This is a genomic window from Pseudomonas sp. C321 (assembly GCF_055407105.1).
The window spans coordinates 192,975-207,425 of record NZ_JBUZRB010000004.1 but is presented as its reverse complement, the minus strand read 5'-3'; the positions used below and the strand labels follow the sequence as shown (position 1 = coordinate 207,425).

General features: G+C 62.0%; 12 protein-coding genes. 9 read left to right on the top strand and 3 right to left on the bottom strand.

Going from position 1 to position 14,451, the window contains the following annotated elements:
* The first annotated feature begins 76 nt into the window (after positions 1 to 76).
* From ACZRJ6_RS13715 to ACZRJ6_RS13675, 9 genes are all read left to right on the top strand, one after another.
* Positions 77 to 1,036 carry an AAA family ATPase gene (locus tag ACZRJ6_RS13715; protein ID WP_003218556.1) on the top strand — a complete coding sequence of 320 codons (960 nt, stop codon included), beginning with the start codon at positions 77 to 79 and terminating at the stop codon, positions 1,034 to 1,036.
* A 5-nt stretch (positions 1,037 to 1,041) separates the two neighbouring features.
* Complete coding sequence (locus tag ACZRJ6_RS13710; RefSeq protein ID WP_463968740.1) at positions 1,042 to 1,974, top strand: DUF58 domain-containing protein; 933 nt, start codon at positions 1,042 to 1,044, stop codon at positions 1,972 to 1,974.
* On the top strand, positions 1,971 to 2,465 hold the full coding sequence (locus ACZRJ6_RS13705; RefSeq protein WP_463968741.1) for a DUF4381 domain-containing protein: 495 nt from the start codon (positions 1,971 to 1,973) through the stop codon (positions 2,463 to 2,465). Before ACZRJ6_RS13710 ends, ACZRJ6_RS13705 begins: the two co-directional genes overlap by 4 nt.
* Positions 2,458 to 3,558 (top strand): vWA domain-containing protein, encoded by a 1,101-nt coding sequence (locus ACZRJ6_RS13700; protein WP_463968742.1) that lies wholly within the window; start codon positions 2,458 to 2,460, stop codon positions 3,556 to 3,558. Before ACZRJ6_RS13705 ends, ACZRJ6_RS13700 begins: the two co-directional genes overlap by 8 nt.
* A complete protein-coding gene (locus ACZRJ6_RS13695) occupies positions 3,555 to 5,294 on the top strand; it encodes a vWA domain-containing protein (RefSeq protein WP_463968743.1) in 1,740 nt (579 codons plus the stop codon). The genes ACZRJ6_RS13700 and ACZRJ6_RS13695 overlap by 4 nt, the downstream gene beginning before the upstream one ends.
* On the top strand, positions 5,291 to 6,931 hold the full coding sequence (locus ACZRJ6_RS13690; protein WP_463968744.1) for a BatD family protein: 1,641 nt from the start codon (positions 5,291 to 5,293) through the stop codon (positions 6,929 to 6,931). The genes ACZRJ6_RS13695 and ACZRJ6_RS13690 overlap by 4 nt, the downstream gene beginning before the upstream one ends.
* 94 nt (positions 6,932 to 7,025) lie before the next feature.
* On the top strand, positions 7,026 to 8,267 hold the full coding sequence (locus ACZRJ6_RS13685) for an exonuclease SbcCD subunit D C-terminal domain-containing protein (RefSeq protein ID WP_463968745.1): 1,242 nt from the start codon (positions 7,026 to 7,028) through the stop codon (positions 8,265 to 8,267).
* Positions 8,264 to 11,902 carry an AAA family ATPase gene (locus tag ACZRJ6_RS13680; RefSeq protein WP_463968746.1) on the top strand — a complete coding sequence of 1,213 codons (3,639 nt, stop codon included), beginning with the start codon at positions 8,264 to 8,266 and terminating at the stop codon, positions 11,900 to 11,902. Before ACZRJ6_RS13685 ends, ACZRJ6_RS13680 begins: the two co-directional genes overlap by 4 nt.
* On the top strand, positions 11,899 to 12,507 hold the full coding sequence (locus ACZRJ6_RS13675; RefSeq protein ID WP_463968747.1) for a glutathione S-transferase: 609 nt from the start codon (positions 11,899 to 11,901) through the stop codon (positions 12,505 to 12,507). The genes ACZRJ6_RS13680 and ACZRJ6_RS13675 overlap by 4 nt, the downstream gene beginning before the upstream one ends.
* A 112-nt stretch (positions 12,508 to 12,619) precedes the next feature.
* Here ACZRJ6_RS13675 and ACZRJ6_RS13670 read toward each other — a convergent pair whose 3' ends face one another.
* The 3 genes from ACZRJ6_RS13670 to ACZRJ6_RS13660 all read right to left on the bottom strand — a co-directional run bounded on the left by ACZRJ6_RS13670 (position 12,620) and on the right by ACZRJ6_RS13660 (position 14,413).
* Positions 12,620 to 12,799 carry a hypothetical protein gene (locus ACZRJ6_RS13670; RefSeq protein ID WP_149412620.1) on the bottom strand — a complete coding sequence of 60 codons (180 nt, stop codon included), beginning with the start codon at positions 12,797 to 12,799 and terminating at the stop codon, positions 12,620 to 12,622.
* Positions 12,800 to 12,954: 155 nt separating this feature from the next.
* Positions 12,955 to 14,130, bottom strand: coding sequence for a lactonase family protein (locus ACZRJ6_RS13665; protein ID WP_463968748.1), 1,176 nt, complete (start codon positions 14,128 to 14,130; stop codon positions 12,955 to 12,957).
* A complete protein-coding gene (locus tag ACZRJ6_RS13660; protein WP_463968749.1) occupies positions 14,117 to 14,413 on the bottom strand; it encodes a DUF5629 family protein in 297 nt (98 codons plus the stop codon). Before ACZRJ6_RS13660 ends, ACZRJ6_RS13665 begins: the two co-directional genes overlap by 14 nt.
* Positions 14,414 to 14,451 lie beyond the last annotated feature (38 nt).

Here is a 14,451-nt window from a genome sequence, read left to right as displayed (position 1 = left end):
GATGCATTAAAGTAAGGCCCCCAAGCCCCGGTGTTTTTCCAAGCACCCAGGCTCACCTTTCCAGGAACCGTCAACGATGGAACATCGTGAAGCGCTGCTCGCGCTGCGAACCTTTCTTTCTACGCAGATTCTCGGCCAGGAAAAACTCATCGAGCGCCTGCTCATTGCCCTGCTCGCCGACGGCCATATGCTGGTTGAGGGCGCACCGGGCCTGGCCAAGACCAAGGCCATCAAAGAGCTTGCCGAAGGGATCGAAGCGCAGTTCCATCGCATCCAGTTCACCCCCGACCTGCTGCCCGCCGACATCACCGGCACCGAGATCTATCGTCCGGAAACCGGCAGTTTCGTGTTCCAGCAAGGGCCGATCTTCCACAACCTGGTGCTGGCGGACGAAATCAACCGTGCCCCGGCCAAGGTTCAATCGGCGTTGCTCGAAGCCATGGCTGAGCGTCAGGTCAGTGTCGGGCGCAGTACTTATGAGCTGTCGCCGCTGTTTCTGGTAATGGCCACGCAAAACCCCATCGAGCAGGAAGGCACCTATCCCCTGCCCGAAGCCCAACTCGACCGCTTCCTGATGCACGTCAAGATCGGCTTCCCCGATGCCGCCGTCGAACGGCGCATCCTGCAGCAGGCCCGCGGCGAAGCCCTCAACGGTGAAACCAAGCCTGAGCGCCGGGTCAGCCAGCAAGCAATCTTCGCTGCGCGCAAGGAAATCCTTGGCCTGTACATGGCCGACGCTGTGGAGGAATACCTGGTGCAACTGGTGATGGCCACCCGAACCCCAGCCAAGTTCGACCCGGAAATGGCCGAGTGGATTGCCTATGGCGCCAGCCCCCGGGGCTCGATTGCCCTCGACCGCTGCGCTCGGGCCCACGCCTGGCTGGCCGGTCGCGACTTTGTCAGCCCCGAAGATATCCAGGCAGTGCTCTTCGACGTGCTGCGCCACCGGATCATTCTGTCGTTCGAGGCCGAAGCGGCTGGCATTGACCAGGACCGTGTGGTGCAACGCATTCTCGACGTCGTTGCCGTCGCTTGACCCCCATGAGCCCTGGCGATGGTACCCGTGTCACCCTGAGCGAATTGATCGAGATGCGTCATCGCGTGCGGGAAGTGCAACTGTTTTCCACACCGAGCCAGCGCAGCCCGTTGATCGGCTTGCACCACTCGAAACTGCGGGGTCGCGGTGTCGACTTCGATCAGGTGCGGGTCTACCAGGCCGGGGACGATGTGCGCACCATTGACTGGCGCGTCACCGCCCGTACCCAGGAACCCCACACCAAGCTGTTCCACGAAGAGCGGGAGCGGCCGATCTTTATCATGGTGGAACAAAGCTGCCGGTTGTTCTTCGGCTCGGGGCTGATGTTCAAGTCGGTGCTGGCGGCCCAGGCGGCGAGCCTGATCGGCTGGGCTGCACTGGGGCATAACGACCGCGTTGGCGGGCTGGTGTTCGGCGACAACGAGCATTACGAAATCAAGCCGCGGCGCAGCAAGCAAAGCCTGCTGCAACTGCTCAACCGTCTGGTACGGGTCAACCAGAGCCTGAACACCGAAAGCCAGCCGGACCACGACGCCCTCGGCATGGCCTTGCGCCGTGGCCGGGAAGTTTTGCGCCCCGGCAGCCTGGTAATCGTAATCTGCGACGAACGCGCCCTCACCGAAGGCGCCGAGCAACAGCTTAGCCTGCTGTCGCGGCACTGCGACCTGCTGCTGCTACCGGTCTCCGACCCGCTGGACCATGCCCTGCCCGCCGCCGGGCTGCTGCGGTTTGCCGAACGCGGCGCACAGTTGGAAATCGACACCCTGAATTTCGACCTGCGCCAGGCCTACAAGGCCCAGGCCGAAGCACGTAGCGCGCGCTGGGAGTTGCTGGCGCAAAAGCTGCGGATATTGCTCATGCCTTTGAGCACCCAGAGCGAAATGATCGAGCAGTTGCGCGAATACCTTAACCCGCAACGTCCGGGCAAAAAGCAATGAACGGCCTTGAACAGCTGCAACCGCTGATCGCCCCGCCGCCCATCGGCTTCTGGCCGCCAGCGCCGGGCTGGTGGCTGTTGCTGCTGCTCATCCCGCTCGCTGCCTGGGGCCTGTGGACGCTGCGCCGCTTTCTGCCAACCAAGCGCCCGCTGGCCCGTGCCGAACAGCCCCTCGACCCGCTGCGCATCGCCGCCCTGGCGGAACTGGCGCTGATGCCCAAACCCTACGACGGCGCCCCGGCCGGAGCCTGGCTGCAGCAACTCAACGGCCTGCTCAAGCGCCTGTGTCGCAACGACTACCCCTATAGCCAGAGCCATACCCTCAACGGTCGCAAATGGCTGGCGTTCCTCGACAACCGTTGCCCGGCCGCCGGGCTTACACGCTGGATGGTACTGGTGGAAGGCGCCTACAAGCCCGAATGCAAACTCGACGACAAGGCCATCGCCGGCCTGACCCAGGCCGTCGACACCTGGATTCGCAAACATGTTTGAGTTCGCCTGGCCGTGGATCTTCACCCTGTTGCCATTGCCTTGGTTGCTGCGAGTCATCCTGCCAACGGCCGACAGCGGCGAGCCCGCCCTGAAAGTCAGTTTCCTCGGCGACCTGGAAAGCCTGGCACGCCGCCGTGCCCGAGTGAATCTGCCAGGCTGGCGCCAGCAAGCGCCGTTCGTGGTCCTGTGGCTGCTGCTATTGACGGCCGCCGCACGCCCGGAATGGCTCGGCGAACCCTTGCCGATAGCCGCCAGCGGTCGCGACTTGCTTGTGGCGGTGGACGTGTCCGGCTCAATGGACTTCCCCGATATGCAGTGGCAGGACGAAGACGTCAGCCGCCTGAGCCTGGTCAAGCACTTGCTCGGAGACTTCCTTGAAGGCCGCGAAGGCGACCGCGTCGGCCTGATCCTGTTCGGCAGCCAGGCTTACCTGCAAGCGCCGCTGACCTTTGACCGACGTACCGTGCGCACCTGGCTGGATGAGGCCCGCATTGGTATCGCCGGGAAAAACACTGCCATCGGTGATGCTATTGGCCTGGCCCTCAAACGCCTGCGCCAGCGGCCGGCACAAAGCCGGGTGCTGATCCTGATAACCGACGGCGCCAACAACGGTGGCCAAATCGACCCACTGACCGCTGCCCACCTGGCCGCCGAAGAAGCCGTGAAGATCTACCCCATCGGTATTGGCGCCGATCCCGAACAAACCGGCACCCTGGGCATGCTCGGCCTCAACCCGAGCCTGGACCTCGACGAGCCGGCCCTCAAGGCCATTGCCGAGGTCACTGGTGGCCGCTACTTCCGGGCCCGCGACAGCGAGGAACTGCAAGCGATCAAGGAAACCCTCGACCAGCTTGAGCCAGTGACTCAGCAACCCACCCAGGCCCGCCCGGCCCAGGCGCTCTACAGCGGCCCACTGGCCCTGGCGCTGATCCTCAGCATGCTGCTGGTCATCCACGAACGCTGGCCGGACAACGCTCTGCAACGCCTTTTCAACCGACTTTTACAAAAAATATCCAGCAAGGGTCACTTTCTGCAACAGCACCCTGAATGGCGTCAGCGCCTCAAACGCCTGCGTTTGCGGAGGCGTCGATGATCGCTTTGTGGCCGCACTGGTTCCATCCCTGGTGGCTGTTGCTGCTGCCGGTGCTCGGCTGGTTACTGTGGCAGTTATGGCATCGACAAAAACGCGCCGGGCGCTGGCAGATGATTCTGCCGCCGGCCTTTCACGCCGCGTTGCTCAGTGGCGGTAATGGCCGGGAAAGTAAATCACCGTGGCTGTTGCTGGGTCTGGCCTGGCTGCTGGCGGTGCTGGCCTTGCTCGGCCCCAGTTGGCAGCGTGTGGAACTGACCAGCCAAAAACCCGCCGACCCGCTGGTGGTGTTGCTGGAGCTGACTCCGGAAATGCTCGCCACCGACAGCCCACCCAATCGCCTGGAACAGGCGCGGCGCAAGTTGTTCGACCTGCTTCAGGCCCGCAGCGATGCGCAGACCGCCATCGTCGTCTATGCCGGCAGCGCCCACACCCTGGTGCCGCTGTCGGATGACCTGGCCACCAGCCACAACCTGCTGGAAGCCCTGCGGCCCTCGATCATGCCCGAGGCCGGCCACCGCGCCGACCTGGCCGTGGAAAAAGCCTTGAGCCTGCTTAAGCACGGCGGACTGGGCCAGGGGCGCTTGCTGCTGATTGGCTCGTCGCTGTCCAAACAGGAACGCCAGGGCATTCGCCTACTGCTGCAAGGCAGTCAGGCGCCGAGTCTGTCGATCCTCGGCATCGGCAGCCGTGAAGGCACCCCGGTGACTCAAGAGAGCGGCGAGTTCCTCAAGGACGATCAGGGCGCAATCCTGATACCACGCCTCGACAGTCCGACCCTCAAGGCCTTCGCCAGCGAAATGGGCGGTCGCTACCGGCAAGCGCGCCTGGACGACAAGGACCTGCGCAACCTCGGCCTGCTCGACGGCCCGCAAGCCTTGCGCAACGACGGCCAGCTACTGCAACTGGACACCTGGGCCGACCAGGGTTACTGGCTACTCCTTCCGCTATTGCTGCTCGCCGCCTGCGCTGGCCGTCGTGGCTGGCTGTTCTTCCTGCCCTTGCTGTTGCTGGGCGCGCCACAACCAAGCTACGCCTTCGACTTCCAGGACCTGTGGCTGCGCCCGGACCAACAGGGCCAGTACCTGCTCAAGAAAAAACGCCCCAGCGAGGCCGCCGAACACTTCGAAAACCCGCAATGGCAAGGCGTGGCGCTGTACGAAGCCGGTGACTATGCCAGCGCCGCCAAGCGTTTTACCGAAGGCAGCGACGCCTATTCCCATTACAATCGCGGCAATGCCCTAGCCAGGAGCGGTGAGCTGGAAGCGGCCCTGGACGCCTATGAACAAGCTCTGGAAGCCCGACCGGACTTACAGCCGGCGCTGAAGAACAAGGTCCTGATCGAAAAACTGCTACAGGAAGAACCAGAGCCCGAACCCGACAAGCCCTCCAAGAACGAGGATGACGAAACCACCCAACCCGGCCAGACTGCGCAACCGGGCACCAGTGGCCAGAGCGCATCCGGTGGCGAACAATCCACACCCGGCAGCGGCCAGGCCGGCAGTAGCGAAACGCCGCCCGGCGATACGCCGCCTGCCGGCGGCAACGAAGTGCCGGGCAGCGAACTGGGTGATGAACAAACCACCACCCCACCCTTGCGCCCCAGCGGCAACCCGCTTGACGGCGAGCACCGCCAGGCCCTGGAACAATGGCTGCGGCAGATCCCGGACAACCCCGGCGAGCTGCTGCGACGTAAATTCTGGTACGAACAGCAACAACATCAGGACAAGACTCGATGAGCCGCTGCACCGCCCTTCTCCTCTCACTCACACTGTGGGCCTGCCAGGTCCAGGCTTCGGACCTGGTCGCCAGTGTCGACCGCAGCCGCCTGAACTCTGGGGAGACGGTGGAGCTGACCGTGGAATCCAACGACGTCACCCTGTTCGGCAAGCCGGACCTTTCGCCCCTGGAGCTGCTGTTCGAAGTACGCGGCACCCGTCAGGTCAACCAGCTCACCACCTTGAGCACCGACAATCATGCGACCACCCGCTGGATCATCACCCTGTTGCCCAAGGTCAACGGCACCGTAGTGATTCCATCGTTGCAGCTGGGTGAGGTCAAGACCCAGCCGATCACCCTGCAAGTCATCGAAACTGCCAGCCAGAACACCAAGACCCAACTGGCGCCGATCTTCATTGACGCCAGCCTCGACCAGGGCACGGTGTACGTCCAGGCCCAGGCCCTGCTGACCTTGCGCATCTACCATTCGGTGTCGCTGTACGACGACAGCAGCCTGACCCCGTTGCAGATTCCCGATGCCCGTACGGAGCAACTCGGAGAGTCGCGTACCTACGAAAAAGTCATCAATGGCATTCGCCATGGGGTGATCGAAATGCGCTATGCCATCTACCCGCAGCACAGCGGCGAGTTGCTGATTCCGGCGCAGATATTCAGTGCAACCCTGGTGGAGCCACGTCCCACCCAGGACGCCAGGCCCCAGGGGCCGAAACCCGGCAAGCTGATGCATGTCAGCTCAGCCGAAATCCCCCTGAAGGTCAAGGCCAAGCCCGCCCTGTACCCCGCCGATGCACCCTGGTTGCCGGCCAGCAGTTTGAGCCTGAGTGAAAGCTGGAACCCGGAGCCGGACCACACCCAGGTCGGTGATTCCCTGACACGCAGCCTGACCCTCAAGGCCGAAGGCCTGTCCAGCTCGCAACTGCCGCCGCTGCCGGTCACCGAGATCAACGGTTTGCGCCGCTACCCGGACCAACCGGTGCTGAGCAACCAGAACAGCGAGCGTGGCGTGATCGGCAGCCGTGAAGACCGTGAAGCCCTGGTGCCCAACCGGGTCGGCGCTCTGGAGCTGCCAGCAGTGGAAGTGGTGTGGTGGAACACCCACGAAGACCACCTGGAGCGCACCAGCCTGCCGGCTCGCACCGTGCAGGTGGCGAACAACCCGAGCCTGGTGGTGGACACCCCGGCCACCCCGACGGTAATCACCGCGCCAGACAATGAGTCACTGTGGATCTGGCAACTGACCAGCCTGATCCTGGCCTGCACCACCCTGCTGGGCTTCGGCCTGTGGTGGCGTGCCCGCTGGCAGCCGGCGATTCTGCGTGCCGCGCAAACCGGCCCGAGCCCGCGCACCCTGCTGGACGATCTCAAGCGTGCCAGCCAGGCCAACGACCCTCAGGCTACTCGTCAGGCTTTGGATGCCTGGGCCCGGCAACAGCCGGAAACCCTGGCGGACATGGCGGCGCGGTTTGTGCCGTTGTCTGATGCTTTGGATGGCTTGAACGGCGCGCTCTACAGTGAGACTGGCCAGCATTGGCAGGGTGAGGAGTTGTGGCGGGCGGTGAAGGCAATTCCAATGGCGGAGCGGGCACAGGACCCAGTGACGGACAACACCAGCTTGCCGCCGTTGTATCCCAAGTAGTGCCTGGCTTTAGAACCAGATGCCGCCTGGGTGCAAGCGTGCAGGCATTTACGGGTAAACTCCCCTCCTTTTCATCTTCTTCACGGAGTTCGCCTTGCGTCTGTTCCACACCTCCGACTGGCACCTTGGCCAAAACCTCCACGGCCAGGAGCGCGACTTCGAACACGCCTGTTTCCTCGACTGGCTGCTGGAGCAACTGGGCCAGCACCGCCCCGATGTGCTGCTGATCGCCGGCGATATCTTTGACACGGTCAACCCGCCGCTCAAAGCCCAGGAGCGTCTGTATGACTTCATCATCAGCGCCCACGAGCAAAACCCCGCGCTGACCATCGTGATGATCGCCGGTAACCATGATTCCGGCTCGCGCATAGAACTGCCCGCGCCGTTGATGCGCCGCCTGCGTACCCATGCCCTAGGCCGGGTGCTGTGGCTGGATGATGGGCAACTGGATGTGGAGCGACTGCTGATTCCCTTGCCCGATAAAAACGGTGATGTCGCCGGATGGTGCCTGGCCCTGCCCTTCCTGCGCCCGGCGGAAGTCACCGGCGCTCACTTGGGTGACGATTACCTGCGCGGCATTGGCCAGGTCCATGAATGGCTGATCGCCGCAGCCAACGCCAAGCGCCAGCCGGGCCAGGCGCTGGTCGCCATCAGCCATGCGCACATGGCCGGTGGCTCGGTCTCGGAAGACTCCGAACGCAGCCTGATCATCGGCAATGCCGAAGCACTACCGGCCAGTCTGTTCGATGCCAGCGTCAGCTATGTCGCCCTCGGTCATTTGCACAAGCCCCAGCGGGTCAATGGCGAGGAGCGCATTCGTTATTGCGGCTCGCCGATTCCGCTGTCGTTTTCCGAAATCGGCTACCAGCACCAGATTCTCGATGTGCAACTGGACGGCGAGACGCTGGTCAGCGTCGAATCCCGCCTGATTCCCCGGGCAGTCAACCTGCAACGCCTGGAAGCCGCGCCCTTGGCCGACATCCTCAAGCAACTGGCGGGCTTGCCCGACATCGATCTGCTGGCCGAAACCCAACGCCAGCCCTGGCTGGAAGTGCGGGTACGCCTCGACGAGCCCCAGCCCGACCTGCGCCAGCAAGTGGAAAACGCCCTGCAAGGCAAGGCCGTGCGCCTGGTGCGTATCGCCGCCGAATACGCAGGCTCAGGCAATCGCGAAGACAGTCATGAGGATCGCCTGATCGAACTGGACCAACTCACGCCCCAGGAGTTGTTCAGCCGCGCCTGGCTGGAAAGCTACGGCAATGAAGTAGACGAACAGACCTTGAAGGATTTCGCCGTGCTGCTCCAGGAAGTGCAACAGGCGGGTGAACAGCCATGAAGATCCTCGCCATTCGCCTGAAAAACCTTGCCTCCCTGGCCGGCCCCTTTGAAATCGACTTCACTGCCGAGCCCCTGGCCAGTGCCGGGTTGTTCGCCATTACCGGGCCTACCGGCGCCGGTAAAAGCACCTTGCTCGACGCCTTGTGCCTGGCGCTGTTTGGCGCGGTGCCAAGGCTGGGAGATACCGGACAGGCGAAAATGCCCGATGCCGACACGGATATTTCCATCGGCGATCCGCGCACGCTGATTCGTCGCGGTACTGGTGGCGGGTATGCCGAAGTGGATTTTGTCGGCGTCAGCGGCCGGCGCTACCGCGCGCGCTGGGAAGCCAACCGCGCCCGTGACAAGGCCAGCGGCAAACTGCAAAACAGCCGGCAAAGCCTGATCGACCTGGACAGCGAGCAACTACTGGCCAGTCAGAAAACTGAATACAAAACCCAGCTGGAACTGGCCCTGGGCTTGAACTTCGAGCAGTTCACCCGCGCCGTGCTGCTGGCGCAAAGTGAGTTCAGCGCCTTCCTCAAGGCCAATGACAACGAACGCAGCGAGCTGTTGGAAAAGCTCACCGACACCGCGCTTTACACCCAACTGGGCCGGCGCGCCTTCGACAAGGCCAAGGACGCCAAGGACGCCCACAAGCTGCTGCTGGACCAGGCCACCGGTGTCACGCCGCTGCCTGCCGAAGCTCGCGGCGAACTGGATCAACGCTTCAACGAAGCCCAGCAGCAACTCAAGACCCAACAGGCCCAGCTCAAGCAGCTTGAGCTGCAACACACCTGGCTCAAGGAGTTGCGCGAATGGCAGGAACGCCAACAACACGCCGTTGAGCAACTGCAACAGGCCGAACAGGACTGGCTGGGGCAAAACCAGCAACGCCTGGACTTGAGTCGCCTAGAACAACTCGCGCCGCAGCGTCACCACTTCGCCCGGCAAACTGAGCTGACCACCCAACTCAACCCACTGGCGCTACAGATTGCGCAGCACCTTGAACAACAGAGCACTCTGCACACCCGCCAGGATCAGTTGCAACAGCAGCAAGCCGCTGCGCAAGCGGCGTTAACCCAAGCGCTGAAACAGCAAAGCGACGCCGTGCCACTGCTGCGCCAGGCCTTCGACGAACAGAGCACCCTCGCCCGACTGACCAACGACTTAAGCCAAAGCGAGGCGCACAAGCAGCATACCGAAGCCGCCTTCACCCAGGGCCAGGCCACGGTAAACAGCCTGCTCGACCAGCAAAAAAAGGTCGTCACACGCCTGCAACAGCTCGCGGCACAGTTGGAGCGCAGCGCCACCCTCGCCTCCCTGGGCAACGCCTGGACTGCCTACCGCGACAGCCTGCAAAAGCTCATGCTGACCGGCAATCGCCTCAACAAAGGCCAGGCTGAACTGCCGCAACTGGAACAACGCGCAACCACGCTCGCCGACAAACTGGCGGAACAACGCAACACCCTGGACCTGCTGTACCACGAAGCCGGCGCCGAGCCCCACGCCGTGGCCGAGCAGATTCAGTTGCTGGGCAGCCTGTTGCAGGACAACCGCAAGCAACAGCGGGCCTTCGAGGATTTGGCGCGGCTTTGGGACAGCCATCAAAGGCTGGAAAAGCGTGCAGACGACCTGAATGCTAACCAACTGGCAGCCAAGCAGCAGCGCGAAGAATTCAACCGGGTAGGCATCCAGGCCAAGGCTGATCTTGCCGTCGCGGAGCAAACCCTTACCGTCATCCTGCAGCTGTTGGAGCGCCAGCGCTTGGCTCGGGATGTCAACGTTCAGACATTGCGTGAACAATTGGAGTCTGATCAACCCTGCCCGGTCTGTGGCAGCGTCGATCATCCCTATCACTCATCTGACGCCTTGCTCAGCAGTCTTGAACGCCACGACGAAGATGAAGTGAGCAACGCCCGTCAATCGGTTGATGTACTCAAAGAAAAAGTAGACGCGTTGCGCACAGAGCTGGGAGAACTGATCGCCCGGCAAAAGGAGCTTTTACGCCAGCAACAGGATGTCGCGACAGAACAGCAAGCCTTGGCCCCCAGCATTGAAGCCCATCCGCTCTCGGCATCACTGCTCAATCAGGACGCCACCAAACGCGATGCCTGGCTGAGCCAGCAGTTAAGCCAACTCAGCCAAAGCATCACCCAGGACGAACAGCGCCAGGGCGCCCTGCTCAACCTGCAACAAAACGCCGGGCGTATGCAGCAACAACTGCAAGCCGCCCAGGACGCCAGCCAGCAGGCCCGCCAACAGCTAGTGGACCAGCAACGGGAACTGGCCAATGACCGCGAACGCCTGGACGAAGAACTCAATGCCTTCGCCAGCCTACTCCCGGCCGAAACCCTTGAAGGCCTGCGCAGCGAGCCTGCGGCCACGTTCATGCAGCTTGATCAGCAGATCAGCCAACGCCTGGAACAACTGGACCACCAGCGCGAAGAACTCGCCGAACAGCAACAGCGTCAACAGACCCTGGAAAAGGAACAGGTCCAACAGACGCACCGTCAGCAACAGTTGGACGTGGCTCAACAGCAATTGGTCGACCTCAGCGCCCAGCAGCAAATCGCCCAGGAAAAACTCACTCAACTGCTGGGCGAACATACCCGCGCCGAGCACTGGCAACAGCATCTGGACCAGGCCGTCGAACACGCGCGGCGCAGCGACAGCCAGGCCAATCAGCAACTGCAAGACACCGCCAGCCAACTGATCCAACTGGCCGCCGATCTCAAGGCCCAGCGGGAACGCCAACAGGCGTTGGAGGCCGAGCAGCAGGCACTGAGCGCAAGGGTCGCCGACTGGCGCGCCCTGCACCCGGAACTGAATGACGACGGTTTGGCGCAGTTATTGAAGGTGGATGATCAACAGTTCACGCAACTGCGCCAGCAGCTGCAACAGAGCGAAAAAGCCGTCGAACAGGCCAAGGTGTTGCTGCAAGAGCGCGAACAACGACTCAAGGATCACCAGGCCCTGCATAACGGCAACCTTGATGTAGCCCAGCTCGACAGCGCCCTGAACGAACTCAACAGCCAGCTCTCCACGGGCGAAAAACATTGCGCCGAACTGCGCGCCCAGCAAGCCGAAGACCAGCGCCGCCAGGACGCCAACCAGGCCCTGGCGCTTACGACAGCCAAAGCCTATGACGAATGGCAGCGCTGGGCTCGGCTTGAGACGCTGATAGGTTCGGCGACCGGCGACAAGTTCCGCAAGATCGCCCAGGCCTATAACCTCGACCTGCTGGTACACCACGCCAACGTGCAACTGCGCCAACTGGTGCGCCGCTACCGCCTCAAGCGCGGCGGCAGCATGCTCGGCCTGCTGGTGCTGGACACGGAAATGGGCGACGAAACCCGCTCGGTGCATTCGCTGTCCGGGGGCGAGACATTCCTGGTGTCGTTGGCCCTGGCGTTGGGGCTGGCGTCGATGGCGTCCAGCACCTTGAAAATCGAATCGCTGTTTATTGACGAGGGCTTCGGCAGCCTTGATCCCGAGTCGCTGCAATTGGCGATGGATGCCCTGGATGGCTTGCAGGCCCAGGGGCGCAAGGTGGCGGTAATTTCCCATGTGCAGGAAATGCATGAGCGAATTCCGGTGCAAATCCAGGTCAAGCGTCAGGGCAATGGCTTGAGCACCCTGGAGGTCAAGTGATCGGGGCTGCGCTGTATTCGTTTCGCCGCTGCCCCTATGCCATGCGCGCGCGGATGGCATTGCGTTACTCGGGGCTGGCGGTGCGGATTGTCGAGGTCAGCCTCAAGGCCAAACCAGCCGAGATGCTGGCGCTGTCGCCCAAGGGCACGGTGCCGGTCTTGTGCATCGACGGCCGAGTGATTGATGAAAGCCTGGCGATCATGGGGTGGGCCCTCGCGCATAATGACCCTGATGATTGGTTGCTCAAGGACAATCCGGTGGCACGGGCGCTTATGGCTGAGCTGATTGAAGAGAATGACCAGGGGTTCAAGGTTCACTTGAATCGCTACAAATACTCCGAGCGCTACCCGGATCAGCCAATGGAGCACTACCGGGCCGAAGGTGAAGTGTTTTTGTTGAAGCTGGAGGCCTTGCTGGCCGGGCGGGAATACTTGCTGGCCGCGCACTTGAGCCTGGCGGATGTGGCACTGGCGCCGTTTGTGCGGCAGTTCGCGCATGTGGATCGGGAGTGGTTTGCCCAGGCGCCCTATCCGCGGTTGCAAGCTTGGTTACAGCGGTTTCTTGAGTCACCGTTGTTCATCGCCGTAATGGCAAAGCCCCTGTAGGAGCGAGCTTGCTCGCGAAGAACTCAAGGACGCCGCGTTGATTCAGACTGCACGCGTTATCGTTGACGACCTTCGCGAGCAAGCTCGCTCCTACAGGAGTCAGGAAAAGCACTCAGTTCTGGATTTTGTGGTCCAGCGCTGCGTAGAAGTTGGCACTTTGTTGCAGGTATTTTTGGGTGTAGGTATTGGTGCTGGATTTTTTGCCGCTGATTTCAACACTGGCGCTAGCAGGCAGGGCCACGCTTGCGGAGATAGCAGAAGCGGCAATGATCGAGAAGAGATTGAAGTTCATGTCGGTAACCCTTGTGTTCGGTTGGCTTGGTGACCTGTGAAGGCCTTGAAGCAAACTTACGCCCGGGGGCTTACGCGCAGAAATTCTTTGAAACAGTAGCTGTTATCACTGACATTAATAGAAGGTGGCAGGCCCCGCATGGCGAGGCCTGTGGCTTATTGTCGCACCAGGAACTTGATGTCGCTGGGGGCGTTGATCGGCAGTTTCTGCACGGTTTTACCCAACAGGCCGGTCTTGGCATCACGCTCGACCACCACGATTTCATTACTTTTCTGGTTGGCGATCAGCAAGAACTTGCCGCTGGGGTCCAGGGCGAACTCCCGGGGATGATCGCCTTCCACCGAGTGTCGCTGGATTTCCTTCAACTGCGCAGTGGCCAGGTCGATGGCAAATACCAGCATCTGGTTGGCGGTGCCACGGTTGCTCACGTAAAGGAACTTGCCGTCGTTTGAAGTGTGCAACGCTGCACCGGCCTTGTCCGAGATCGGTTGCCCGGCAGCAAAGTCGACCAATTGCTTCTGGGTCAGCTTGCCATCCTTGTAGTCGAACACGGCCACTTGCGCGCTCATCTCGGTGGTCAGCCAGGCGTGCTTGCCGTCTGCGGAGAACAGCAGGTGACGCGGGCCGCTGCCCGGTGGCAGTTGCACAAACGCAGGGTCGGCCGGGGTCAGCGGCAGTTCATGGTTGGCCTTGGGATCGTAGTGGTAGGCAAAAATCTTGTCCGCACCCAGGTCCTGAACAAACACGTACTTGCCATCCGGCGAGGACACCACCGAATGCACATGGTTGGACGCCTGGCGCTCAGGATTGACCCGGCTGGCCGGGTGCGCGCTCAGTTGAACAGGTGGCGACAGCTTGCCGTCTGCGTCCACCGGCAGGATGGCGAGGCTGCCACCCGGATCTTCCAGTACCGAATAGTTGGCGACAAACAGGAAACGGCCATCCGCTGCAAGGCTGGAATGGGTCGGCTCGTTGCCCAGGCTCTGCACCTGATTAATCAGGGTCAACGAATGGTTTTTCGGATCAATGCTGTAGCTACTGACACGACCGACCAGATCTTTCTGGCCGGGGCCGTTTTCATTGACCACAAACAGGCGCTTCTGGTCCTGGGACAAGGTCAGCCAGGACGGGTTAGCCGCCTTGGCGGCCAGCACCGGTTTGCCGTTGAGCTGGCCGGTGCGGCTGTCGAACTGCAGGCGGTAGATCCCTTCGCTGGTGCCTGCGGTGTAGGTGCCCACCAGCAACTCGAAGGTGTCGACCGGCGCGGCCTGCACCGACATCGCGCCAACACTGCCGGCCATCAGCAAGGGCCAGAATTTACGCATCATCATCCGCTTCATCCTCGTCGTTATTATTGCCGGTGAATGCGCTCAGGCAGACCAGGCGGTGCTCGCCTGTATCACCCGTGATGGTCCAGCTTTGCAAGGTCTGATCAAAGGTCGCGGCGTTGATCTGCTCCAGGCTGAAATTCCAGCGCTTGTTAACCCGACCGTCCATGCACTCGATCAGCAAGCGCTGGTCATCCAATGTGAAGTCAAAGGCGTGCAGGCCGTCGATTTCCAGCATGTCGCTGGTTAAAAGGGTTTTCAGCAAGGTGGCAGTGTCGGCAGTCATAACCATCAATCATCAAGAGGAAAGACCTCATGATAGGT

Excerpts from the sequence above, each read along its gene's own strand:
- ACZRJ6_RS13715 (WP_003218556.1), top strand. The coding sequence starts at position 77 with ATGGAACATCGTGAAGCGCTGCTCGCGCTGCGAACCTTTCTTTCTACG.
- ACZRJ6_RS13710 (WP_463968740.1), top strand. The coding sequence starts at position 1,042 with ATGAGCCCTGGCGATGGTACCCGTGTCACCCTGAGCGAATTGATCGAG.
- ACZRJ6_RS13705 (WP_463968741.1), top strand. The coding sequence starts at position 1,971 with ATGAACGGCCTTGAACAGCTGCAACCGCTGATCGCCCCGCCGCCCATC.
- ACZRJ6_RS13700 (WP_463968742.1), top strand. The coding sequence starts at position 2,458 with ATGTTTGAGTTCGCCTGGCCGTGGATCTTCACCCTGTTGCCATTGCCT.
- ACZRJ6_RS13695 (WP_463968743.1), top strand. The coding sequence starts at position 3,555 with ATGATCGCTTTGTGGCCGCACTGGTTCCATCCCTGGTGGCTGTTGCTG.
- ACZRJ6_RS13690 (WP_463968744.1), top strand. The coding sequence starts at position 5,291 with ATGAGCCGCTGCACCGCCCTTCTCCTCTCACTCACACTGTGGGCCTGC.
- ACZRJ6_RS13680 (WP_463968746.1), top strand. The coding sequence starts at position 8,264 with ATGAAGATCCTCGCCATTCGCCTGAAAAACCTTGCCTCCCTGGCCGGC.
- ACZRJ6_RS13670 (WP_149412620.1), bottom strand. The coding sequence starts at position 12,799 with ATGAACTTCAATCTCTTCTCGATCATTGCCGCTTCTGCTATCTCCGCA.
- ACZRJ6_RS13665 (WP_463968748.1), bottom strand. The coding sequence starts at position 14,130 with ATGATGATGCGTAAATTCTGGCCCTTGCTGATGGCCGGCAGTGTTGGC.
- ACZRJ6_RS13660 (WP_463968749.1), bottom strand. The coding sequence starts at position 14,413 with ATGACTGCCGACACTGCCACCTTGCTGAAAACCCTTTTAACCAGCGAC.